Annotated in this window: 17 protein-coding genes; 7 read left to right on the top strand and 10 right to left on the bottom strand. The window is 60.5% G+C overall.

Going from position 1 to position 23,047, the window contains the following annotated elements:
- Positions 1-94: 94 nt before the first annotated feature.
- From QKE19_RS03640 to QKE19_RS03625, 4 genes are all read left to right on the top strand, one after another.
- Positions 95-1,711 (top strand): hypothetical protein, encoded by a 1,617-nt coding sequence (locus tag QKE19_RS03640; RefSeq protein ID WP_070858960.1) that lies wholly within the window; start codon positions 95-97, stop codon positions 1,709-1,711.
- Complete coding sequence (locus tag QKE19_RS03635) at positions 1,708-2,787, top strand: glutamate ABC transporter substrate-binding protein (RefSeq protein WP_347890386.1); 1,080 nt, start codon at positions 1,708-1,710, stop codon at positions 2,785-2,787. The genes QKE19_RS03640 and QKE19_RS03635 overlap by 4 nt, the downstream gene beginning before the upstream one ends.
- Positions 2,784-5,249: a tetratricopeptide repeat protein gene (locus tag QKE19_RS03630; RefSeq protein ID WP_347890385.1), complete on the top strand. Its 2,466-nt coding sequence runs from the start codon at positions 2,784-2,786 to the stop codon at positions 5,247-5,249. The genes QKE19_RS03635 and QKE19_RS03630 overlap by 4 nt, the downstream gene beginning before the upstream one ends.
- A 113-nt stretch (positions 5,250-5,362) precedes the next feature.
- Positions 5,363-6,214, top strand: a complete 852-nt coding sequence (locus QKE19_RS03625; protein ID WP_016421524.1) for a L,D-transpeptidase — start codon at positions 5,363-5,365, stop codon at positions 6,212-6,214.
- A 244-nt stretch (positions 6,215-6,458) separates the two neighbouring features.
- On the opposite strand, the gene QKE19_RS03620 is transcribed toward QKE19_RS03625, so the two are convergent.
- Together QKE19_RS03620 and pta are read right to left on the bottom strand one after the other, a co-directional pair.
- Positions 6,459-7,655: an acetate kinase gene (locus tag QKE19_RS03620; RefSeq protein WP_049193781.1), complete on the bottom strand. Its 1,197-nt coding sequence runs from the start codon at positions 7,653-7,655 to the stop codon at positions 6,459-6,461.
- 5 nt (positions 7,656-7,660) lie between these two features.
- A complete protein-coding gene (pta, locus tag QKE19_RS03615) occupies positions 7,661-8,986 on the bottom strand; it encodes a phosphate acetyltransferase (protein ID WP_224783755.1) in 1,326 nt (441 codons plus the stop codon).
- Positions 8,987-9,713: 727 nt separating this feature from the next.
- Here pta and QKE19_RS03610 point away from each other — a divergent pair.
- Positions 9,714-11,102, top strand: coding sequence for an FAD-dependent oxidoreductase (locus QKE19_RS03610; protein ID WP_347890384.1), 1,389 nt, complete (start codon positions 9,714-9,716; stop codon positions 11,100-11,102).
- A gap of 33 nt (positions 11,103-11,135) precedes the next feature.
- Here the strand turns inward: QKE19_RS03610 and QKE19_RS03605 are convergent, their stop codons facing one another.
- The 6 genes from QKE19_RS03605 to QKE19_RS03580 all read right to left on the bottom strand — a co-directional run bounded on the left by QKE19_RS03605 (position 11,136) and on the right by QKE19_RS03580 (position 18,196).
- Entirely contained in the window at positions 11,136-11,906 is a 771-nt protein-coding gene (locus tag QKE19_RS03605; protein ID WP_347890383.1) for a CbiX/SirB N-terminal domain-containing protein, read from the bottom strand.
- Between the two features lie 55 nt (positions 11,907-11,961).
- A complete protein-coding gene (locus QKE19_RS03600) occupies positions 11,962-13,263 on the bottom strand; it encodes a GTP-binding protein (RefSeq protein ID WP_347890382.1) in 1,302 nt (433 codons plus the stop codon).
- Positions 13,263-14,189 carry a sulfate adenylyltransferase subunit CysD gene (cysD, locus tag QKE19_RS03595; protein WP_038626730.1) on the bottom strand — a complete coding sequence of 309 codons (927 nt, stop codon included), beginning with the start codon at positions 14,187-14,189 and terminating at the stop codon, positions 13,263-13,265. The genes QKE19_RS03600 and cysD overlap by 1 nt, the downstream gene beginning before the upstream one ends.
- A 116-nt stretch (positions 14,190-14,305) precedes the next feature.
- Positions 14,306-15,070: a phosphoadenylyl-sulfate reductase gene (locus QKE19_RS03590; protein WP_048734528.1), complete on the bottom strand. Its 765-nt coding sequence runs from the start codon at positions 15,068-15,070 to the stop codon at positions 14,306-14,308.
- A gap of 250 nt (positions 15,071-15,320) precedes the next feature.
- The gene (locus QKE19_RS03585; protein WP_016421533.1) at positions 15,321-17,027 is read right to left on the bottom strand and encodes a nitrite/sulfite reductase; all 1,707 of its coding nucleotides are present in this window, start codon (positions 17,025-17,027) and stop codon (positions 15,321-15,323) included.
- Between the two features lie 143 nt (positions 17,028-17,170).
- Positions 17,171-18,196: a sulfite exporter TauE/SafE family protein gene (locus QKE19_RS03580; RefSeq protein ID WP_049169877.1), complete on the bottom strand. Its 1,026-nt coding sequence runs from the start codon at positions 18,194-18,196 to the stop codon at positions 17,171-17,173.
- Between the two features lie 252 nt (positions 18,197-18,448).
- Here QKE19_RS03580 and QKE19_RS03575 point away from each other — a divergent pair, with 252 nt between their 5' ends.
- Positions 18,449-19,954 carry an FAD-dependent oxidoreductase gene (locus tag QKE19_RS03575; RefSeq protein WP_069358961.1) on the top strand — a complete coding sequence of 502 codons (1,506 nt, stop codon included), beginning with the start codon at positions 18,449-18,451 and terminating at the stop codon, positions 19,952-19,954.
- A gap of 64 nt (positions 19,955-20,018) precedes the next feature.
- Positions 20,019-20,522, top strand: coding sequence for a phosphoribosyltransferase (locus tag QKE19_RS03570; protein ID WP_048734520.1), 504 nt, complete (start codon positions 20,019-20,021; stop codon positions 20,520-20,522).
- Positions 20,523-20,615: 93 nt separating this feature from the next.
- Here QKE19_RS03570 and purT read toward each other — a convergent pair whose 3' ends face one another.
- Positions 20,616-21,836: a formate-dependent phosphoribosylglycinamide formyltransferase gene (gene purT, locus QKE19_RS03565; protein ID WP_049169873.1), complete on the bottom strand. Its 1,221-nt coding sequence runs from the start codon at positions 21,834-21,836 to the stop codon at positions 20,616-20,618.
- A gap of 116 nt (positions 21,837-21,952) precedes the next feature.
- Positions 21,953-22,984, bottom strand: coding sequence for a nucleoside hydrolase (locus QKE19_RS03560; RefSeq protein WP_347890380.1), 1,032 nt, complete (start codon positions 22,982-22,984; stop codon positions 21,953-21,955).
- Positions 22,985-23,047: the final 63 nt, after the last annotated feature.

Below are 23,047 nucleotides of genomic sequence, written 5' to 3'. Positions count from 1 at the left end.
AGCCCGAGCGACTAAGATTTGCAAGGAACTAACGTTGCTCTGAGCGGAGAGATTGCCGCAGGCGACTTCGGTCACGTCGGAAGGACACGTGCACATGGGTGAAACCACTTCAAGTGCGCCTCATTCCCGCGCCCACGACAAAAGCCGAAACCCATTCCACCGCAAGAATCGCGCTCCACGCCGAACTCGTTTCAGCGGTCGCACCACTCCCGGTGGCGAAAGCTTAGACACACACACTGCGGCTCAGGCGGCAAAGGAATCGAAAGATACTCCCGTCTCCACCCCGGCTCCCGAGAGCGCGGCACCATCAACGGCCGCAACCCCAACAGCCCTGGCAGACTCTCCGCGCGATACAGACTTGCGCGTGGATGCCCTGGAGATTGGCCCGCGCAACCGGAGATTGACACGTTTTCTCGGTGAGCGCCTCTACGACAAGCTCGGCCCGTCGGCCACGTATGTGCGCCGGTCAGCGTCATTTTTGATAACGTCGCCGGGCCGATTGACCATAGTCGCCCTCATCCTCATCGTCGCAATCCTGGCCGCCGGCCTATCCATGTGGCAAACAACCTCGCAACGCCAGCAGCAGCTCACCCGCATTTCGCAGCTGAGCGAGCCGATGGCCAATGCCTCGCAGAATCTCTATGCCTCGCTGACGATTGCCGATGCGTCGGCCAACACCGCTTTTTCCCGCGGCACGCTCAACAGCAGCCAGGACTTGGTCAGCAACTTCGACGATGTCATCGCACAAGCATCCATGTCCGCTACCCGCGCAGCTACGGGCATTGAAAACGTCGATGATCCAGAGATGAAGGATGTCGCGACTGTACAGCGACTGTTGCCGGTCTACACCGGCATGGTCGAGACAGCTCGCGCGAATGCGCGCCAGGGCAACCCCGTCAGTGTCGCGTACCTCGCCTCTGCCTCAAACTTGATGCAGGTCCAGATTCTGCCAGCTGCAAAATCGCTCTACGAACGCACCAGTACCACCACCAATGAGGAGCAGCGCGAACTATCGAAACCACCTCTTTTCCCGATGTCAGGCCTGGCAGCGGCAATTTTGATGCTGCTAATCACACAGTGGTGGCTGACTCGCCGCACCGGTCGACTATTCAACGTCGGCCTGTTTGGTGCAACCATGCTGATGGCCATCGCACTTGTCGGTGTGGGAATCGCCACCACTCAGCCGTGGCAGTCTAACTCCCTCTTCGGAGAGCAGCGTCCGGACGTTCATGCCCTAACCCAAGTACGCATTGATGCCCAGCAGCTACGCGCCAGCGAAACCCTCGGCTTAGTGCGCCGTCAGCCCGCGGATGCGGAGTCCTTCTCGCAGTCGGTGCGCACCCTGGTCGGCGAGCTGGAAAGAGTGGACGCCAACGCGCCGGACGACGATGTCAGAGCCGCCATCCACGGTATCTACAGCTGGGAGTCCGGCCACAACCTGATGATGGAGCACTTGAGTTCAGGCGACTACGCCGGTGCGGTTCGCATCGCGACCGATGTGGATAATGCCAGCTCGTCGGCGACTGCGTTCAACCAGGTCGATGAGTCGCTACAGAATTCCATCGCCGAGTCCCGCCTGACCGCCCGTGAGAACCTCGACCAATCCCGTCGCGCTATCGCGGCACTGTCCCTCGCCACGGTTACGCTGACCGTCATCGCGGCAGTTCTGGTTGTTTTCGGCTTCCGACACCGGCTTCTGGAGTACCTATGATTGTTTCGTTCTCCCCGTCGCTCCACAGTCTCGCCGGTTGGCGGCGCAGGGCCGTCCTTGGTGCACTCGCCATCGCCGGGCTCACCGTCAGTGCCTGCGCGACCGATTCGCTTGCCGACGATCCCTACTCGCGCACAATCCTGGAGGCCACCGGTGACTTCCCCCTGCCACCGGGCGCGTTCTACGACAAAGCCTCCTCGAGGAAGCCTGCGGCAGAACCCAACACCCCAGATCTGTCCACACTCGCCCCCGATGACCAAACACCGGAAGAGCGAATCCCGGAGATTTACCAGCGCGGCCGCATCATCGTTGGTGTTGACCAATCATTGAACCTGCTCAGCTTCCGCGACTTCAGCACTGGAGAGCTCTCGGGGTTTGAAGTATCCCTGGCACAAGAGATTGCCCGGGACATCTTTGACAATCCCGATGCTGTCGAGTTTCGGTTCGTCGACAGCAACGAACGCACTGCCGCACTCGAAGACGGCACTGTCGATGTCGTTTTGCGCACTATGACGGTCACCGATGCCCGGCGCGAAAGGGTGCTGTTCTCCACACCGTATTTGACAGCACGAGCTGGAGTTCTAGTCTCTTCGCCGGGTGGCGATGCTTCCCCCGAGGACGTCGAGGACGGTCGCATCTGCGTTTCCCGGGGATCCACTACCGAGGATTTGATTCGACGGCTCTCGCCGAACAATACGCTGCTGTTGGTCGGTAACTGGTCGGACTGCCTCATTTCACTTCAAAACAGCCAGGCAGAGATTGTCGTTGCCGATGACACCATTCTCGCTGGTATCAACGACCAAGATCCGGCCACCGCCATTGTCCAGCGGGGCTTGAACGAGGAAAGCTACGCGGCCGGTGTATCCAAGGGGAACCCAGGCCTAGTTCGCCAAATCAACGCGACCCTGGAGCGTATGGCGAGCGACGGCACCTGGCAGTCCCTCTACGACACTTGGTTCGGCCCCTTCCTGCCAAACGGTACACAGCCATCGCCACAGTACAGCGACGACGAAGACATACTTGGAATCTCCCCCACACCGGAAGCTGCTCCAGAAGGCGAGGTGGATAACCGATGAGCGACGAAAACCAGTACTCCGAGCATGCCCAGCAAGCCCAGCATCCCCAGTACACGCCGGAGCCCCAGGAGGATGCTCACGCAGAGGCAGAGGCAGCTGCCACTCAGGCCGTCGCCTTCGACCCATTCGCCGATGAAGACAACGAACAAGAGCCCGGCACTGCCGCTGTCGCCTTCGACCCTTTTGCGGACGATGATGACGATGACGAAGAGTTCGATATCGCCGAATTGTTGGGGCGCGGGGGCTCGTCGTCAAGCGCGACGACCCAACCCGGCGCCCAGACGCCAGATCCGTCGATGGCCTCGCACCGGAAAGCGTTGGAGGACTTCCGCCGGAGGCGATCGAATGCACACCGCGGACGCACTGTCGCCGACGGCATGGTGCACCTGCCGTACATCACAACGCAGGATCCGCGCGATGCAGTAATGAGTGATGAGAAGATTCGAGCGACGAATAAGCCGGCGCCGAGCCTGAAAGCCGGCGATATCGTGGCGGATCAGTACGAGATCGTAGGCCCAATTGCCCACGGCGGGCTCGGCTGGATTTACCTGGCGATTGACCACAATGTCTCGGATCGTTGGGTCGTGCTCAAGGGCATGATGGCAGCGAAAAACGAGAAGGATTTCGCCGTAGTCCAGGCGGAACGCGAGTTCCTCGCGGAAATCTCGCATCCGGGAATTGTGAAGATTATCAACTTCATCGATGAGACGGACGCCAACAGCGCCACCGGCTTCATTGTGATGGAGTACGTCGGCGGCCCGTCGTTACGCAAGCAGCGACGGAGCTACCCAGACGGCGTCATGCCCTGTGACCTAGCGATTGGCTACATCCTGGAGCTGCTCCCCGCGCTGGATTACCTGCACTCGCGCGGCGTTGTCTACAACGATTTGAAGCCGGACAACGTGCTGCTCAGCGAAGACCACGTCACGCTTATCGACGTTGGCGCGGTCACCGGCATCGGCGCCTACGGCCATATCTACGGCACGCCCGGTTTCCAGGCGCCGGAGATTGCCACGACGGGACCGACGATTGCCAGCGATATCTACACAGTCGGCCGCACGCTGGCCTCGCTGATTCTGAAGTTGCCGGCGACCAACGGCGTCTACGACCCGGGGCTACCCTCACCTGTCGAAGAGCCTCTATTCCGCCGTTTTTACTCGCTCTACCGCTTCCTACTACGCGCTTGCCACGAGAACCCGGAGGCTCGCTTCGGTTCTGCCGAAGAGATGAGTGTGCAGCTCATCGGCGTATTGCGCGAGATTCTGGCGGTGCGCGACGGCGTGCAATTCCCGCAGGCGGTGTCGAATTTCTCGCCGCAGCGTTCCACGTACGGCACCAAGCACCTGGTGTTCCGCACCGATCAGCTTGTCGACGGCATCACCCGCGGCGTGGAAATCACTCCGCAAGAAGTGACCTTCGCGCTGCCTGTACCACTGATTAACCCGACAGATCCGGGTGCGCGCATCTTGAGTGCCTCGTCGTTTACAGAGCCCAACGAACTTATCGAAACACTGACCAATGCGCTGTCCGAACCCGAGTATGGCTCTTCCGTGGAAATTCCACTGGGCATCGTGCGTGCGAAACTGGACCTCGGATTAATTGATGAGGCCCGCGACAGCCTCCGCGATGTCTCTGAACGTTTGCAGCGCGATTGGCGTTACCACTGGTACGAGGGCGTGACTTATTTGCTTCTCGACCAATTCAACGATGCCCTCGCCTCGTTCCACCACGTGCTGACGATGCTGCCCGGCGAGCCCGCCCCGAAGTTGGCGCTGGCAGCGACTCTCGAGTTGATTCAACAGCGCTTGGGCATCGCCAACGCATCTCTCCTCGAGCCCGCTGTCGCCCGCGCCGCCGCGAACTTGAGCAGCGCGCTGGATAATGTCGCTGCCGATACGCCCGAGATCTTCTCCCCCGCCTGGGCCAGCGAGTCCCTGTCGCCTCAGACGATTCGTTTCAACACCCTGCGTCTCTACGCCGTCGTGTGGGCGGCCAACCCGACGACGGTATCCTCCGCCTTCGGGCTAGCTCGTCAGCTGGCCTCTGAGCGCCAACACGAAATGGCTATCTCCCAGCTTGACCGCGTACCCGGTAACTCCCGTCACCATCGCATGGCACGTTTGACGACGATTCTGATGCTCACCTCAGGGATGCCCTCCGAGTTAACTGAATCGAGAATTCGCCGTGCTGCGCGTCGTCTGGTGGAGCTGCCGACGAATGAACCGCGCATGCCACAGCTGCGCATCGCCGTGATGGCGTCCGCGCTGAACTGGTTGCGCAGCTCGAACCTCGACCATGCAGCTAGCTCCAATGGTCTTTTCGATGCGCCCTTTACCGTGGCCGGCCTGCGTGAAGGATTGGAAAAAGACTTACGGATGCTGGCACGCTCTTCGCAGTTTCCGCGACACCGCTACAACTTGGTGGATATCGCAAATCTCATTCGGCCACGGACTTGGCGTTAGCTCTCTAACAGCTCCTTACCGAACCTGGTCAAACATGCTGTTGTGGGCCTGAGCGCCACCCCAGAATTGGTGAATAAAGAGAGAATTGCCTTTCGTGGTTTAAGATATCCTCTATGTTTGCCTCTTCGAAATCCTCTCTCCGCAGCGCTAAGCGCGTCATCATCAGCGCTGCAGCCCTCACCACCGCCTTTGGTATTGGGGCCGGCACTGCCGTTGCCCTGCCGGTTTCTCCAGACCTGCAGTCGCTTAGCCAGAGTGTTCGGGACCTCAAGCTGCCGGAGATCTCGACTCTGAATTCGGGCGACCTTGCCCCTGAGCTCTCTGAGGTACTGGATTCCTCTTCGGTGAAGCTGCCGGATTCGGTCGTCGCTCTGATTAATGAAAACTTCAAGTTCGCTGAAAACAACAAGCAGGTGGCGGACAAGGTCAAAACTCAGCTGCTGAACGCCATCGACAGCCTGCCGTTGCCAGCTGCACAGAAGGCCGAAGCCACCCGCGTCGTCAACGAGATTTTCGGTTTGCTGGGGGGCCAGGACGAGCCGTCGCAGCCTGAGCCGGCGCCTGCCCCTGCTCCACAGCCAGAGCAGAAGCCACGCCCTGAACCACGCCCAGAGCCAAACAACCCGTGCCCGCCGAGCGCCCGCGCATGCGTTGACCTGGCTAACCAGAAGACCTGGCTGCAGGAAAATGGCAACATCACCTACGGTCCGGTGCCAATGTCCTCCGGTATGCCGGGTTACGAAACCACCCGCGGCCACCTGAGCGTTACCCGCAAGGTCCGCGATGAGTGGTCCCGTCCTTACAACGGTCCGATGCCGTTCTCGGTGTACTTCACCAACGACGGCGAAGCTTTCCACGAGGGCTCTGTTAATCAGATGTCCCACGGCTGCATCCACCTGAACCACGATGATGCTGTGAAGTACTTCGATACCCTGCAGGTCGGCGACGGCGTCTACATCTGGTAGTTAGCTGCGCTGATGCGTTGAAACGATGACCGGGTGACTGAGCCTGTTGAGGCATAGGCGCAGTCGCCCCGGCGGTGAAAAATGAGCTCGCCCCACTAGGTTCTTCCAGTTTGGAAGGCAGTGGGAGCGAGCTCATTTTTGTTGAGTTACAGCTGCCGATTCAACAGATGGGGCATCTAGCAGCCGTCGATTACGGAGGGTTACAGGAGCCCCTGCCTACTCGTCAGGGTTCCGGTCCAAAGAACTAGTCCACGAAGCTCATTGCGTAGCGGGCAATGGCCAGTTCCTCATTGGTCGGTACCACGAAGACCTTGACCTTCGAGTCATCCGCCGAAATCAGACGTGGGCCGTCATTCGGCTGGGAGTTGAGCTCGTCATCAATTTTGATACCGAAGTTCTCAAGCTCAGCCATCGAATCACGGCGGATACCGACGTGGTTCTCACCGACACCGGCGGTGAAGGTGATGGCATCGAGGCGACCGAGAATCAGCATGTACGAGCCGATGTAGCGGCGCAGCTGGTGAACATACATCTGGTATGCAGCCCAAGCATCCGGGTCGTGGTCATCCATGCGCTCCTGCAGGACTCGGAAGTCATTGACACCAGAGACGCCCTTCAAACCGGACTGGCGGTTGCACAGATTGTCGATCTCATCGATGCTCATGCCGTTGCGGTAGAGGTGGAAGATGACGCCCGGGTCAATGTCACCGGTACGAGTGCCCATCATCAGACCAGCCAGCGGAGTCAGCCCCATCGAGGTATCCACCGCCTGGCCACCTCGGATAGCCGCACACGACGCACCGTTACCCAGGTGCAGCGTAATCTGGTTGATTTCCTCTGCCGGCTTATTCAGAAGGTCCGGCACCTGCTTGGAAACAAACTCATGCGAGGTGCCGTGGAAGCCGTAACGACGGATATCAAACTTCGATGCGACCTCTGCATTGAGCGGGTACAGAGCAGCAGCTGGCGGCATGGTGTGGAAGAAACCAGTGTCGAAGACGGCGACGTGCGGCACGTCGGGAAGCAGCTTGCGAGACTCTTCGATACCTACGATATTGGCCGGGTTGTGCAGCGGCGCCAGCGGAATAAGGTCGCGGATCATGCCGACGATCTCGTCGGTAATCAGCTCCGGTCCAGAGAACAGGCGACCACCGTGAACGACGCGGTGACCGACGGCGGCAATATCCACCGACTCCGGACCAACACCGTGCTCATCCATCAGTTCGAACGCGCGGTCAAGGCCACTGGCGTGGTCAGCGATAGGCTCGGTGATTTCAATCTTCTGTCCGGAGAACTTCAGATTAATAATGCCGTCTTCTTCACCAATGCGCTCCACCAGACCGGAGACATACGGCGGCTGCGTTGAGTCCTTCTCCGGATCTACCAGCTGAAACTTGATAGAGGAGGAACCGGAGTTCAAAACAAGTACGTGACGGGACATAATAATTAGTTTCCTCCAGCCTGAATAGCGGTAATTGCAACCGTGTTGATGATGTCCGGCACCGTGGCGCCACGGGAGAGGTCGTTGACCGGCTTGTTCAAGCCCTGCAGAATCGGGCCGATTGCCAACGCACCACCACAGCGCTGGGCAATCTTGTACCCGATGTTACCGGCGTCCAAATCCGGGAACACGAAAACAGTTGCCTTACCCGCAACGGAGGAATCCGGCATCTTCTTCGCAGCCACAGACGGGTCAATAGCGGCATCGAACTGCAGCGGACCATCGACAGCGAGGTCCGGAGCCAGCTCCTTGGCCTTGGCCAGACCCGCCTTCACACGATCAACATCCTCACCTGTGCCGGATGCCCCAGTGGAGTAGCTCAGCATGGCGACGCGGGCGTCGATACCGAAGGAAGCTGCAGTCTCGGCGGATACCACCGCGATTTCACCCAGCTGTTCCGGAGCCGGCTTCGGCAGCACCGCACAGTCCGCAAAACCCCACAGCGAGTTGTCCATAACCATGAGGAACAGCGACGACACCGTGGAAGCCGACGGCTTGGTCTTAATGATTTGCAAGGACGGACGAATGGTGTGCGCAGTTGTGTGGGCTGCACCGGACACCATGCCGTCGACAAGCCCGTTGTGAATCATCATCGTCGCAAAGTAGGAGATGTCCTGCATCGTCTCACGGGCCTGCTCCAGCGTGACCCCCTTGGCCTTGCGCATCTCTGCGAACTGTTCCGCGAACTGCTCAACATATTCGGAGGTCTGTGGGTTCCAGAGATGGGCGGCGTCGATGTCAAAACCAAGTTCGGCGGCGCGCGCCTTCATAGCATCCGGGTCACCGAGGATAGTAAGCTCACAGATGTCCTCGCGCAGGAGGTAATCAGCGGCCTCAAGAATGCGGTCATCATCCCCCTCTGGCAGCACAATGTGGCGCTTATCAGTCTTGGCGCGCTGCAACAGCCACCACTGGAAACGCTGTGGAGTCATCACTGCGGTGACCTCGCGGCTTACGACCTTGCGAAGCCCCTCAGCATCGTCAACGGCAACAACGGGAACGTCGAGATCGAGAGTCTTAGCAGCCTCGACTGCTTCCTCCCCTGTGAGAACAACAGCGAGTACCTCGCTGTGACGCTGAGCTGCACTGCTGAGCGCCAAACGAACGCGAGCCTTTGCGGCCTCTGTGTGACAGCCCTCGCCACCAGCGACAACGATGACACCGGCACCGGCGACGGTGGCGATGCGGAAGTCAAAATCGAGGTTGCCGGAGCCGGTCAGAACAGCCGCCCCCTCGTTAGCAGCGCGGTCGTCCTCAACAGCACTGACGATGGTGTCAAGCGCGGATTCCGGATCCACAACAACCTGATCCACAGTGGCGCCGTGAGCCCCACCGACAGTGTGGAGGCAACGTGCCCCACCCAGTGCCTCAGACAATGCCGTAATGACATCCTGTAGATCGTCTGCGCGGTCCACTGAAGTAATCAGGACTGCGGAGTTGTTGGTGGACGCTTGGGCGTTCTTATCGCTCACCGACGTTCCTTTCTCGCACTGCGCTTAATCGTTGACTTATTTGAACGTTGACTTGGCTCGAGCCAATGGACTGCCGGAGGCTCAAGATCATGCTGAGCTTCCAATCCCGCTGAGTCCCAAATCATTATTTTCATCTTATTGTGAGTCACCTTACATCTCACGACGGACTCAAACCTCTTTGGTTACCCCTGGTAGCCACACTTTTCCCCACAGATTCCAACAATTTTCCCGCACAATCGCGCCTTTTAGGCGGTTTTTCTAGTGAACTATCCCAAATTCCCACATTGGACGTGACTAAGGTCACATTTAGTTTTGTACGCCTTCAAAAGCATCTCACCGATGATGTGATGCTCGCCTCTCGATTTTTCGTAAGTTATCGCTACGATTGGGGGCGCTACCATTGGGAATGTCGAATAAACCGATAGCTCACCAATAACTCCTTTCCCCCACGAGGTCACCGCTGGCAGCTACTTACGCCGCGGCTTCGTGGCCGTCGTAAAGCATTAGAGAAAGAAGGACAGACTTCATGAATCGCCCGCTCCGCGTTGCCGTAATTGGCTCTGGCCCGGCCGGTGTTTATGCTTCCGATGCCCTGATGAAATCCAGCACTGACGTGGAAGTCGATCTGTTTGAAAAGATGCCGGCTCCATTCGGGCTTATTCGCTATGGTGTCGCCCCTGACCATCCGCGCATCAAGGGCATCATTCTGGCCCTGCACCGCGTGATGGAAAAGCCGGAGCTCCGCCTGTTCTCCAATGTCGAGTTCGGTAAAGACATCACGCTCGACGAATTAAAGGAGCATTACGACGCCGTCATCTTCGCCACCGGTGCCGTCGGCGACCGCGCACTGCCCACTCCGGGAGCGGACCTGCCGGAGCACTTCGGCGCAGGTGAATTCGTGGGCTTCTACGACGGCAACCCGCTCTTTGAGCGCACCTGGGACCTCTCGGCGGAGTCCGTGGCCGTCGTCGGCGTCGGTAATGTCGCGCTGGATGTCTCCCGCATTCTGGCCAAGACCGGCGAGGAACTGCACGTCACGGAGATTCCGGACAATGTCTACGAAGTTCTGAAGACAAATAAGGCCAAGGAAGTCCACGTCTTCGGTCGTCGCGGGCCGGCACAGGCCAAGTTCACTCCGCTGGAGCTCAAGGAACTGGACTACTCGCCGAACGTAGAGGTCGTGGTCGATCCACGCGATATTGACTACGACTCTGCATCCGAGATCATGCGCCGCAACTCCAAGATCACCGACCAGGTCTGCACCATCCTGGAGAACTACGCCATCCGTGAGCCGAAGAACGCACCGCACAAGCTCTACATTCACTTCTTCGAGTCGCCAGTGGAAATCCTCAGCGAGGAGGGTACCGACGGCCAGCAGCATGTGACAGGCTTGCGCACTCAGCGCATGGAATACGACGGTGCTGGCGGGCTGCGGCCGACCGGAGAGACCACCGACTGGAAGGTCGGCGCTGTCTACTCCGCCGTGGGCTACCGCTCTGATGCGCTGCCGGGTATCCCGTTCGACAACGTGAAGAATGTCATTTCCAACGTCGGTGGTCGAGTCATCGAATCCGACAACACCGAGGATGAAGCAGCCGAGGCCATCACTGGCCTCTACACCACCGGTTGGGTTCGCCGCGGACCGGTCGGCCTGATTGGTAATACCAAGGGCGATGCCAACGAGGCCGTGGCCAATCTGCTGGCCGATGCCGCAGAGGGCAAGAAATTCAACCCGTCGAAGCCGGAGTTGTCCGCTGTCAACGAGCTGCTGGAGTCCAAGGGTATCGACTACCTGGACTGGGAAGGTTGGCACAAGCTCGATGCTGCCGAACGCACCGCCGGCGAGGCCGAGGGCCGCGAACGCAAGAAGTATGTCGAGTGGGATGAGATGGTCAACCACTCCAAGGGCGAGTAACGGCGAGTAACTAGGGCGGATAAAAAGCGCCGGCTACGCCACTACCTTCACGTCCGTATACGCGGCGCGCGAGTCCCAGCGGCAGCACACAATCGGCGCCAACAGCTCGGCCAATGGCTCACCAAAAGCCACCTGGCCGGCACCGTCGGTAGCGCCCGCATCGATGACTCGATCCCACAGTAGGCCCGGCGCGGTAAACAGCGGCACCACTACGAGTCCGCGACCACGCTTGGCCGCGCGCTCCTGTGCCGCGGCCACAGCATCGGCTCCCTTGATTTTCTCAGGACCGACCACGAATGCCGCGCTCACATGTCCCGGCAGCATCCCGCCAAGGTTTGCCGCAAACTGGTGCACCGCCGCATTGGCATCCTCATCAGAGGAGCCGACCCCCATCACCAGCGCATCGACCGGCCAGGAAAAAGATGCATTCTCCGCCGCTTCGATGATTCGCTTTACGACGGCGCGCTTCGTGCCGTCGCCAAGCCCGAGTCCTTCAGCCACTGTGATGTCAACACCATGCCGATCGCAGAGTCGAACCTGCTCGGGAACGTCGACTCGCGAGTGGAACGCATCGGTGAACAGCAGCGGTACGGCCAGTGCCTGAGTCTCGCCGGCAGCGGCGAGCTCGGCACAGACGGTATCCAGTGAGGGCTCGTCGAGGTCCAGCCAGGCGAGGCGAATCTGAGAGGGCGCATCCAGACGGGTGAGCGGCATCTTCTCGCGCACGAGCGCGACCACGTCTTCGAGCACCGGTTTGGTCTCTGAGTGCCGAGAACCGTGCGCAAGCAGAATCAGTGCGGTCATCGATGGTCTCCTCAGGCTCGCTAGCTGTGCTTTCTGGTTTCTCTATCTGGCAGCTCTACTGAGCTGCGCCACGCACGAGGCCAGCGGTGAGGGTGTCACCGGTGCCCGGCTCAATAAGCAGGAAGGCACCGACACGACCACCGACGCGGTAGGCATCGACCGGGAGCGGCTGCGCGACCTCGATGGTCACCTCAGCGACATCATTGACCGCGAGCTGGTCGGCAACGCCGGTGGGCTCACCGGTCTCGATGTCGATAAGAGCATCGACGGAAGCGATACGCCCACGCACCAGCGCGGCACCGTAGCGCACCTCAACGACACGACCGACTGCCAGCGGCTTGTCCGCAAGGTGGACAGCCACGGCGGAGAAGCGGCGGACGTCCTCCGGACGGGTGCCGCTGATAAGGTCACCGCGGGCGAGGTCGAACTCGGCATCCAGGCTGATGGCCACGGATTGACCGGCTACGGCCTCGCTGACGTCCTCAGCTGCCACAGTGATCTTCGTGACGGTCGCCTGACGGTTAGCGTCCACGGAGACAGTGTCGCCCACACGCACACTACCTGCGGCGATACGGCCAGCGTAACCGCGGTACTCGGTGGCGTGATCACGAATGACGTAGTCGATGGGCAGACGCAGGTCGGCCTCGGCATCGGTTTCCAGATCGGCACCGATGTTGAGGTTTTCCAGCAGTTCCAGCACGGTCGGACCCTCATACCACGGGGTGTGCTGGGAAGGATCGACAATGTTGTCGCCGACCAGAGCCGACACCGGAACAACGAAGGTGTTCTGCAGACCCAGGCGCTCTGCCAGCGCTGCCACATCCGACTCAATCTTGCGGAAGGCATCTTCGCTGTAGTCCAACAGGTCAATCTTGTTGACCGCGAAGATGACGTGGCGGACACCCAGCAGGCCGGCCACCGTTGCGTGACGCTTGGTCTGCGTCACGACGCCGTTGCGCGCGTCGATAAGCAAAACGACGGCCTCGGCGGTGGACATACCGGTAATCGTGTTTCGGGTGTACTGCTCGTGACCAGGGCAGTCGGCGAGGATGAACGAGCGGACGTCGGTGGCGAAGTAGCGGTAGGCGACGTCGATGGTGATACCCTGCTCTCGCTCGGCACGCAGGCCGTCGACCAGCAGCGACAGGTCAGGGTTTTCCTGACCGCGCGCCTGTGAGGAGGCGACGACGGCCTCGTACTGGTCAGCGAGGATGTTCTTCGTGTCGTGCAGCAGGCGACCGACGAAGGTGGACTTACCGTCGTCCACGGAGCCAGCGGTGCACAGGCGAAGAGTGCGACGAGCGCGAGTGGCGCGGTCAGCGGTAATCAGGGTAGCTGGGGAATTTGGCTGGCTCATCAGAAGTAACCTTCCTTCTTGCGGTCTTCCATGGAGGATTCGGACAACTTGTCATCTGCGCGGGTAGCGCCGCGCTCGGTGAGCTTGGATGTGCGAAGTTCCTCCATGACCTCCGCAATAGTGGTGGCAGTCGATTCGACAGCGCCGGTGCAGCTCATGTCACCGACAGTGCGGTAGCGGACGGTGCGAACCTCGAGGGTCTCGCCGTCGCGGGGGCCACCCCACTCGCCCGGCGCCAACCACATACCGCCGCGGTTGAACACCTCACGCTCGTGGGCAAAGTAGATGGGCGGCAGTTCGATGTCACGGGCTTCGATGTAGGCCCAGACGTCGGCCTCGGTCCAGTTCGAGATCGGGAAAACGCGAACGTTCTCTCCGGCGGCGTGGCGACCGTTGTAGAGACCCCACAACTCAGGGCGCTGACGGCGTGGATCCCAACCACCGAAGGAGTCTCGGACGGAGAACACGCGCTCCTTGGCGCGGGCCTTCTCCTCATCGCGGCGGGCGCCACCGAGAACGGCATCGTAACCACGGTTGGCAATGGTCTCCACCAGCGGCACTGTCTGCAAGGGGTTACGGGTGCCGTCGGCACGCTCGGTGAGCACGCCGCTGTCGATCCAGTCTTGGACCTTGGCTACGTGCAGCTTGATGCCCGGCTGAGCGGCAATCTTGTCGCGGAATTCAATAACTTCGGGGAAGTTGTGGCCGGTGTCGACGTGGAGCAGCTCCAGCGGGATACCCGCCGGTGCGAAGGCGCGCTTGGCCAGCTCGAGCACGACGACGGAATCCTTTCCGCCGGAGAAAAGTAGTGCCGGACGGTCGAACTGACCGGCGGTCTGGCGAATAATGTCGATGGCCTCGGCTTCGAGCTCGGCAAGCCGCGGGTCGAGGCGGTTTTGTACGGAAACGGTGGTTGAGCTAGTCATGGGGGTTCTTTCTGTTGGGCTGTGTTGGCTGTTGTAACTGCGCTGTTTTAGCTGATATCGGTTATCGGCGGGCGGCTAGTGGCTGGCGGCAAGTAGCTGTCTGCTAGCCGCTCGAACTAGAGGTGCAATCCGCACTCAGTCTTCTCGGAGCCCGCCCAGCGACCCGAGCGCGGATCCGCACCCTCTGCCACTCGCGCGGTGCATGTCGCGCAGCCAATCGACGGGAACCCCTGTTGCGTCAGCGGATGCACAATGAGGTCGTTGTCCTCGATGTACTGGGCAACATCCTCATCTGTCCAGGTGGCCAACGGGTTGAGCTTGATGCGACCAGTCTTGTCGATCTCCAGTACCGGCGTGTGTGCGCGGGTCGGCGCGTCGACGCGCTTCAGACCTGTGACCCAGCCCTCGTAGGGGCGCTTCACGGCAGACAGCGGCTCGACCTTCCGCAATGCGCAGCATCGCGTCGGGTCGGTCTTGTACAGATCAACGCCCTCTTCGGCGTCCTGCTCGGCGCGGGTGCGCTTCGGCTCAATCGACAGCAGTCGGTTGTCGTAACGCTGTGCGACCTGCTCTGCCACGTCGAGGGTCTCCGGGAAGTGGTAACCGGTATCCAGGAAAATCAGATCTGCCTCCGGCGCGTGCCGAGCAGCCAGTTCCGCCAACACTGTGTCCTGCATCGACAGGGTCACAGCCAGTGGCGTGTGCAGGTGCTCCGCACCCCATTCCAGTACTTCCCCAGCAGTGGCGGTCTCCAGCTTGGAGCCCCACTCCAGTGCGAGCTCAATCAGACGGCGAGCAGTTTCCGGGTTGTCCAGCGCGTCTTCACGCGCGAGCGCCTCCTGAGTCTTAATGACCTCAGCGGTTTTCAGTCCCGTGCTCATGACGCCACCTTTCTATCGATATGTCCGTGCAGTTTCACTGTGAATACCCGGCAGCATTCGCGGCATTGCCAGGCGTAATCGGTTTCCAGGTCGGGCCACAGATCATCACCGCCGCAGTAAGGGCAATGCATCACCGCACCCCGGTTCGGATTGGGGTGTGCGCTTCGGCCACCGATTCCCAGTCGCGCTGGCGTCTCGTCTTTTTCGCTTGACGACGGCCCCTGCGACCGAACCCCATTGGGAGATTCACTCACTTCAGGTCCTCCTCATCAGCGCGGACAATCCACTCGCGGAACTGTTCACCCTCGTGGCGCTGCTCCTTGAAGTGATTGACGACGCGCTCGATGTAGTCACCCAGTTCTGCCGAGGTGACCTTGTGTCCGCGAACCTTGCGGCCGAAGTTGGCATCGAGCCCCAGCGAACCACCGAGGTGAACCTGGAAACCCTCGACACGGTTGCCCTCGTCGTCGGTGACAATCTGCCCCTTGAGTCCGATGTCGGCAATCTGCGTGCGGGCGCAGGCATTCGGGCAGCCATTGAGCGCAATGGTGATTGGGACGTCGAGGTCACCGAGGCGTTCCTCCAAGTCGCCCACCAAATCAATTGCGCGCTGGCGCGTGGTGACAAGTGCGAGCTTGCAGAACTCTAGGCCGGTGCAGGCCAGGATGCCCCGTCGGAAAGCAGAAGGCTTGGCAGACAGGCCAATTTCGTCGAGTTCTGCGAGCAGGGAGTCGACCTGGTCGTCGGCGACGTCGAGGAGAATGAGCTCCTTCATCACGGTGGTGCGGACGCGGGAAACACCGTGGCGCTCGGCGATGTCGGCGAGCTTGACCAGGTCAGAGCCCGGAACACGGCCAACAGCGGGCTTAACACCGACGTAGTTGAGACCGTCGGCCTGCTTGTGCACGCCGATGTGGTCCCGGTCGCCCTCGAAAGGTTCGGGTGCGGGGCCGTCGATAAGCTTGCGGTTGAGGTAGTCGTCTTCGAGTACCTGGCGGAACTTCTCCGCGCCCCATTCGGCAACGAGGAACTTCAGACGCGCACGATTGCGCAGGCGACGGTAGCCGTAGTCCCGGAAGATGCGGCACACGCCCGCCCATACCTCGGGAACCTCGTCCTCTGGGATCCAGGCGCCGAGACGCTGGGCGAGCATCGGGTTGGTGGAGAGACCACCACCGACCCAAACGTCGAAACCGGGGCCGTGCTCTGGATGATTGACACCGACGAAGGCAACGTCCTGGACCTCGTGGGTGACATCGAGACGCGGGGAACCGGAAACTGCCGACTTAAACTTACGCGGTAGGTTGGAGAACTCGTCGCCGGAGAGGTACTCCTCCTTGATGCGGCGGATGGCGTTGGTGCCGTCGACAATTTCATCGGCCGCAACACCGGCAACCGGGCTGCCTAGAATAACGCGGGGAACGTCGCCGCAGCCAAAGTTGGTGTCGAGACCAACTCGCTCAAGGCGGTCCCAGATCTCCGGCATATCTTCGACGCGAATCCAGTGCAGCTGGACGTTCTGGCGGTCGGAGAAGTCCGCAGTGTCGCGGGCGAAGTCGCGGGAAATCTCGCCGATGGTGCGAATGCCCTCGGTGGTGGTCTGGCCACCGTCGAGGCGGACGCGGAGCATAAAGTACTTGTCCTGCAGCTCGGCGTTGGTCTTCACGCCGGTGTGCTCACCGCTAAGCCCCTGCTTGCGCTGGGTGTAGAGGCCAATCCACTTAAAGCGAGGCGCTAGGTCCTCCGCGGGGATGGAGTCAAACCCCTGCTTGGAGTAGATGTCGATAACACGCTGCTTAACGGCGATGCCAGCATCTTCTTTCTTAATGCGCTCGTCGTCGTTAAGTGGCTCGCGGCCGTCGATAAGCCACTGCCCCTGTGGCTTCGGTGCGCGCTTCTTACGTCGGGTAGCCGCTGCGGAAGCTGGACGCTCGGCGGTTTTCGTAGGAGAGCTCATGGGGAATCTACCGAATCACTTTCGTTTTGTTCTCGTTGACCGAATTAGTTTCTAATCTTTATAGACCGTTTGGTCTACGTTGCATTGCAGGCAACATTAGACCGACCAGTCTGGCTAGTGCAAGCCGGGACACGCTCGGATACCTAGCGGACCCCCGCTTCGCCCACGCGGACACCGTTTTTCGCACCCACTTTGACACCTTCAGAAGCATCCTCGGCCCCGGCATCAACCGAAGCGGGTGATGGAGATCCAGAACTAGGCACATCAGCCGAGGAAGACTGAGAAGTCGGCTCAAGCTGGATCCGCTGACGAAAACCCGGAAGAGTGTCGTGCGAACGCGCCCACAGCACCAGCGCGACGACAACAAAAGCCCACACAAGCAGCACCGTTGCCAGCACGCCCCCAGAAACCAGCGACGAAAACAGAGTGCGAATATTCAGCCCCACCAACACGCCGCCGATCGCAATTCCAAGCAGCCGCGGATTAATGCGCCCCACCAGGTACGCAGCCAAAGGGGCCGCAATCACACCACCACACAACAAACCAATTACCGGTGCAGCATGCTGGGTGAATTCCTCCCGCAGCTTGGGCAAAAAGCCCAGTACAGCCGCCGAGGCAACGAGAAATTCCGCCGCAGAGACAGTACCGATAATCTTGCGCGGCTGGTCAGCCTCAGCGCCGAGCAAAGTTGAGGTGGTAACAGGCCCCCAACCACCACCTCCAGTGGAATCAAGCAGGCCACCAAAGAGCCCCAGCGGAGCGAGCTTCTTCGGCCCCCAGGCCTTCTTCTTGCGCTTAACACTGGCCAAAAAGGCGAAGCGGATAATCACCCACAGACCGAGGAAAAGCAAGATTGTCGAGGTCACAGGCGTCGCAGCATCACCGTCGAGATTCGCCAAAAAGGTCGCACCAATAAAGGCACCGATAGCACCCGGCACGCCAAGACTCAGCGCGCGTCGCCAGTCGACATTGCCGAATCGCCAGTGTGAAATACCGGAGGCCAGTGTCGTACCCACCTCTGCTACGTGAACCACCGCCGACGCAGTGGCAGCACTACTACCAGCGACAATAAACAGCGAAGTAGCGGTGACACCGAAAGCCATCCCCAGAGTGCCATCGACTAATTGCGCGCCAAGGCCGATTAGCACGAAGACTATGAGTTTTTCCATGACAAGCCCTTCCCCGCTTACCCAACCAGAGCCTGCCGTTGCCACGACGTCCGCACGACAAGCTCTTTTAGACCTCGTTCAGCAGAAGCAATACGCAGCAAAACCCTCTCAAGCCAAAGCAGTGATTCTTGCGGTGTTTTGTGTTTGCTTTTTGTAGACCAGTTTGTCTATATTCTGTTTCAGCAAGCATAGACCGATTGGTCTACGATAAGCAATCGCGACAAAGAAAACGTAGAAAAAGGATTCCACCCAATGACCAACGACCAGACTGCAGCCCAGAACACGGCCGCTTCCTCACTGCCCGATCTCGCCAACTCCACCACGCCGCTGCGTGTAGCCGTGGTTGGCTCGGGTCCGGCCGGTATCTACGCCTCCGACGCGCTGATGAAGTCCGGCCGCGATGTCGCCATCGACCTCTACGAGCGCCTTCCAGTGCCGTTCGGCCTCATCCGCTACGGTGTTGCGCCAGACCACCCGCGAATCAAGGGCATCATTAAGTCCCTCCACCGAGTGCTGGACAAGCCGCAGGTTCGACTACTGGGCAACGTGGACGTCGGCAAGCAGGTCAGCGTTGATGAACTGCGCCAGTTCTACGACGCCATCATCTTCGCCACTGGCGCGACCGGCGACCGTGATCTGAACATCCCGGGCTCGGACCTGCCGGAGCACTACGGCGCCGGTGAGTTCGTAGGTTTCTACGACTCCCACCCGGAGTTTGCTCGCGAATGGGACCTCTCTGCTGAGTCGGTCGCTGTGATCGGCGTCGGTAACGTGGGCCTCGACGTCGCCCGTATTCTCGCCAAGACTGCCGATGAGCTGCACGTCACCGAAATCGCCGACAACGTCTACGACGGCCTGGCAAAGAATGCCGCCCGCGAAGTCCATGTCTTTGGCCGTCGCGGTCCGGCTCAGGCAAAGTTCACTCCACTGGAGCTGAAGGAACTGGACCACTCTGACACCATTGAGGTTGTCGTGAATCCGGAGGACATCCAGTACGATGCCGCCTCCGAAACGTCCCGTCGCGAGTCCAAGATCACCGATCAGGTCTGTACGATTCTGGAAAACTACGCCATCCGCGAGCCAAAGGGCGCCCCGCACAAGCTCTTCATCCACTTCTTCGAGTCCCCGGTCGAAATCATCGGCGAGACCGGTGAAGATGGAGTACAGCACGTCAGCGCTATCCGCACCGAACGCACCGAACTCGACGGCGAGGGTGGCGTCCGCGGCACCGGCAAGTTCACCGAATGGCCGGTCGGTGCGGTCTACCGCGCAGTCGGCTACCGCTCCGACGCAGTCACCGGCGTACCGTTCGACACCGGCACGCACACCATCCCAGATGCCGGCGGCCGCGTGCTTGACGACATCGACGGCAACCACATCCAGGGCCTGTACACCACCGGCTGGATTCGCCGTGGCCCGGTCGGCCTAATCGGTAACACCAAGGGCGATGCCAACGAAGCTGTCGGCAACCTCATCGCCGACTGGGAGGCAGGTCGCCTGGCCGCACCTGCAAAGCCCACGCATAACGACGTCGACGAGTTCCTGGCCGACAAGGGCCTCCAGGTCACCACCTGGGAGGGCTGGCACGCACTCGACGCCGCCGAGCGTGCCGCGGGCGAAGCCGAAGGCCGCGAGCGCAAGAAGCTGGTCGAGTGGGCTGACATGGTTACGGCCTCCACGGTCGTCGCAAAGCAGCCAGATGCCGATGACGTGGCCGAAGCTGTGCACGAAGCTGTTGTGGAGACCGTCGCGAGCTAGCGCATCGGGTCTAACCGGACAGTTGATTATGCACGTCAGTCGATTTTCGGATTAGAGTTAATACATGGCTTATCATGCAGACTCATCCAACCTGGACGTCAAGGAAGTTCTGACCTGGGAAGGCTTCGGCGTCGCCTCCCGTGAACTGGCACAGCAGATTGTCGACTCGGACTTCGACCCGGAGATTATTATCGCCGTGGCCCGCGGTGGCCTGCTGCCAGCAGGCGCACTCAGCTACACCATGGGCGTCAAGCTCTCTGACGCCATCAACGTCGAGTTCTACACCGACGTGGCGGAGACCCTGCCGGATCCGGTTCTGCTGGAGCCGCTGCTGGACATCGAATCGATTTCCAACCGCCGCCTGCTGGTCGTCGACGATGTGGCTGACTCCGGTCGCACGCTGCATCTGGTGCTCGACCTACTCAAGAAGCACGGCGCTGAAGTCCGTTCCGCTGTGCTCTACGGCAAGTCCCGCTCGGAGATTGCACCGGACTACGTCTGGAAGCACACCGATGACTGGATCGTCTTCCCCTGGTCGGCCGAGCCACCGGTACAGAAGTCCAAGTAGATCAAGTAGCTTACGCACCACAGCGGGCACAAAAAAGTGCGCTGCAGCGTTCCTTTCCCAAGCAACACCAGCAGCGCACACTAGGTCGTCGAACTAGCCCAGTTCGACGACCTTAATCTTTGATGCCGCCTCCGATGCACGCTCACGAGCAGCATCGACAGAATCCGCGGTTGAAACAGCAACGCCCATGCGGCGACGCGGGCCAGCGACCGGCTTACCAAAGATACGAATATCAGTCTCCGGAATAGCCATGGCCTCCGTCAGCCCGGTGTAGCCCGGCTGCTCGATGTCAGCACCGCCGTAGACCACAGCGGAGGCTCCCGGGGACACCAGCGTGACGTCGATAGGCAGACCCAACACTGCACGCGCGTGCAGCTCGAACTCAGAGAAACGCTGGGTGCCCATGGTGACCATGCCGGTGTCGTGCGGACGCGGGCTGACCTCGGAGAACCACACCTCATCGCCGCGGACAAACAGCTCGACGCCGAAGATACCGCGACCGCCCAGCGCGTTGGTGATGCGCGCGGCGACAGAGCGCGCATTGTCCAGGGCGTTTTCACTCATGGCAGCCGGCTGCCATGACTCAACGTAGTCGCCGTCCTGCTGACGGTGCCCAATGGGCTCACAGAACCACGTTGCCCCCTCGCCGGTCTCCGGATCAACGGAGCGCACGGTCAGCAGCGTGATCTCGTAGTCGAAATCGACGAAGCCCTCCACAATGACGCGGCCGGACTCGACGCGGCCGCCACTCATGGCATAATCCCACGCGGCCTGGACATCCTCCGGCGAACGCAGCGTGGACTGCCCCTTGCCCGAGGAACTCATGACCGGCTTGACCACACACGGGAAGCCAATCTCATCGACAGCTGCGGTGAATTCATCAAAGCTGGAGGCGAAGTGATAGCGGGAAGTCGGCAGCCCAACCTCTTCCGCAGCCAGACGGCGAATACCCTCTCGGTTCATGGTCAGCTGAGTCGCCCGTGCGGTTGGAATAACGGTGACGTCCAGCGTCTCGTCTTCCTCAACCTCTTCCAGCACCTCGGTTGCCAGGGCCTCGATCTCGGGGACGATGAAGTGGGGCTTGACCTGGAGAATCAGATCCCGCAGTGCACTGGAATCCGACATATTCAAGACGTAGGCGTGGTGAGCGACCTGGTGTGCCGGTGCATGCTCGTAGCGATCGGCAGCGTGCACCTCAACGCCAAGACGTTGGAAAGCAATGGTCACCTCCTTGCCGAGCTCGCCAGAGCCGAGCAGCAGAACTCGCGTTGCTTCCGGCTGGTACGGGGTTCCGGTGACTTCAGGGGTGAACATCGAGATAAACTCGCTTTCGTCTACGGCACGTACGCTGCACAACCAGCAGCTGTGAAATTGATTGTCTCCAGCATACGACAGCGAGCGGATTCACTGCGGCGGGCCCGGGCGGGAACCTAGCGCGGGAACACCCGCTGGAACTCAGCCAGCGCCACCTCACGGTCAGTGGCCAGGACAACATTCGCCACCGAACCGGCAGGATCTTCCACCACCTGTCCGCGCCGCGCAGGCTCATCTGCAAAAGTTCGCCTATCGACGCCCACGAGGCGCATCTTCTCCACTTCCCCTGTCACCGCACCGACGGCCACCATCGCAGCGAAGAGGTCATGAACCTGCGCCTTGTAACCGACTCCAACTCCCTGGTGGAACTCAAAGTAGAACTTCAGCGAGCGGCGCAGAACACGCAGCAGCTCCGAGTTCATACCGGCATCTCGCCAGGATTCAATCTCAGTATCACTAATGGTGATGGTCTCGGTGACATTGAGCGGAACCAGCGTCGGCACCGGCGCGCCTGCGGCGGTGGCGATGCTGCGCACGGCATCCTCCGGGCGCTCGACGGCCACAGCACCTGCGGTGCCGAACACCTCGGTGACCGCGGTGGGGTCGACCCAGAAGTTCCATTCCGCAAACTCGGTGACGTTACCGTGGTAGTCCACAGCACCGCCCATAATGGTCACGCCGTCGAGCTCCCGCATGAGTTCTGGGTATTTCTTCAAAGCGGCCACGTAGGTGGTCATAGGGCCAGTGACCAGCAGGTGCACCTTCTCCCCCGTCGACCGTGCCTGCTCGATGACTCGTCGCCACAGCGCCAGCGGATCCGCCGCTCCTGAGCGCCCCGGTTCGTAGATGACGGCCGGTGGTGCCAGGTTGTAGCCCAGCCCGTACGGGCCATGAGTCTCAGGCGTGGTGGTCAGTTCACGGTCAGCGGGCCCCTCGAAACCGCTGACGACCGGAACCTCCGGACAACCACAAAGATTCAGCATGTACTTGGTATTACGGGCAGACCATGCCGCAGTGGTGTTACCACCTGCGCAGGTCACACCCACCAGCTCGATCTCACCTGCGGTATGCAACCCCGCGAGGTAGACGAGAGCAAGACTGTCATCGATACCCGTGTCAACGTCGGCAAGCACTTTCAAACGCGTCATAAGGTCAAGTGTGACACGAAACACGCTCAGCCCGCAGAGCTAAACACGGGCAAAACAGGGATA

The organism is Corynebacterium sp. c8Ua_99, assembly GCF_039907185.1.
GTDB classification, from domain to species: domain Bacteria; phylum Actinomycetota; class Actinomycetes; order Mycobacteriales; family Mycobacteriaceae; genus Corynebacterium; species Corynebacterium jeikeium_D.
Note: the sequence above shows the minus strand (reverse complement) of the source record. Positions and strands in the feature narration are given on the sequence as shown.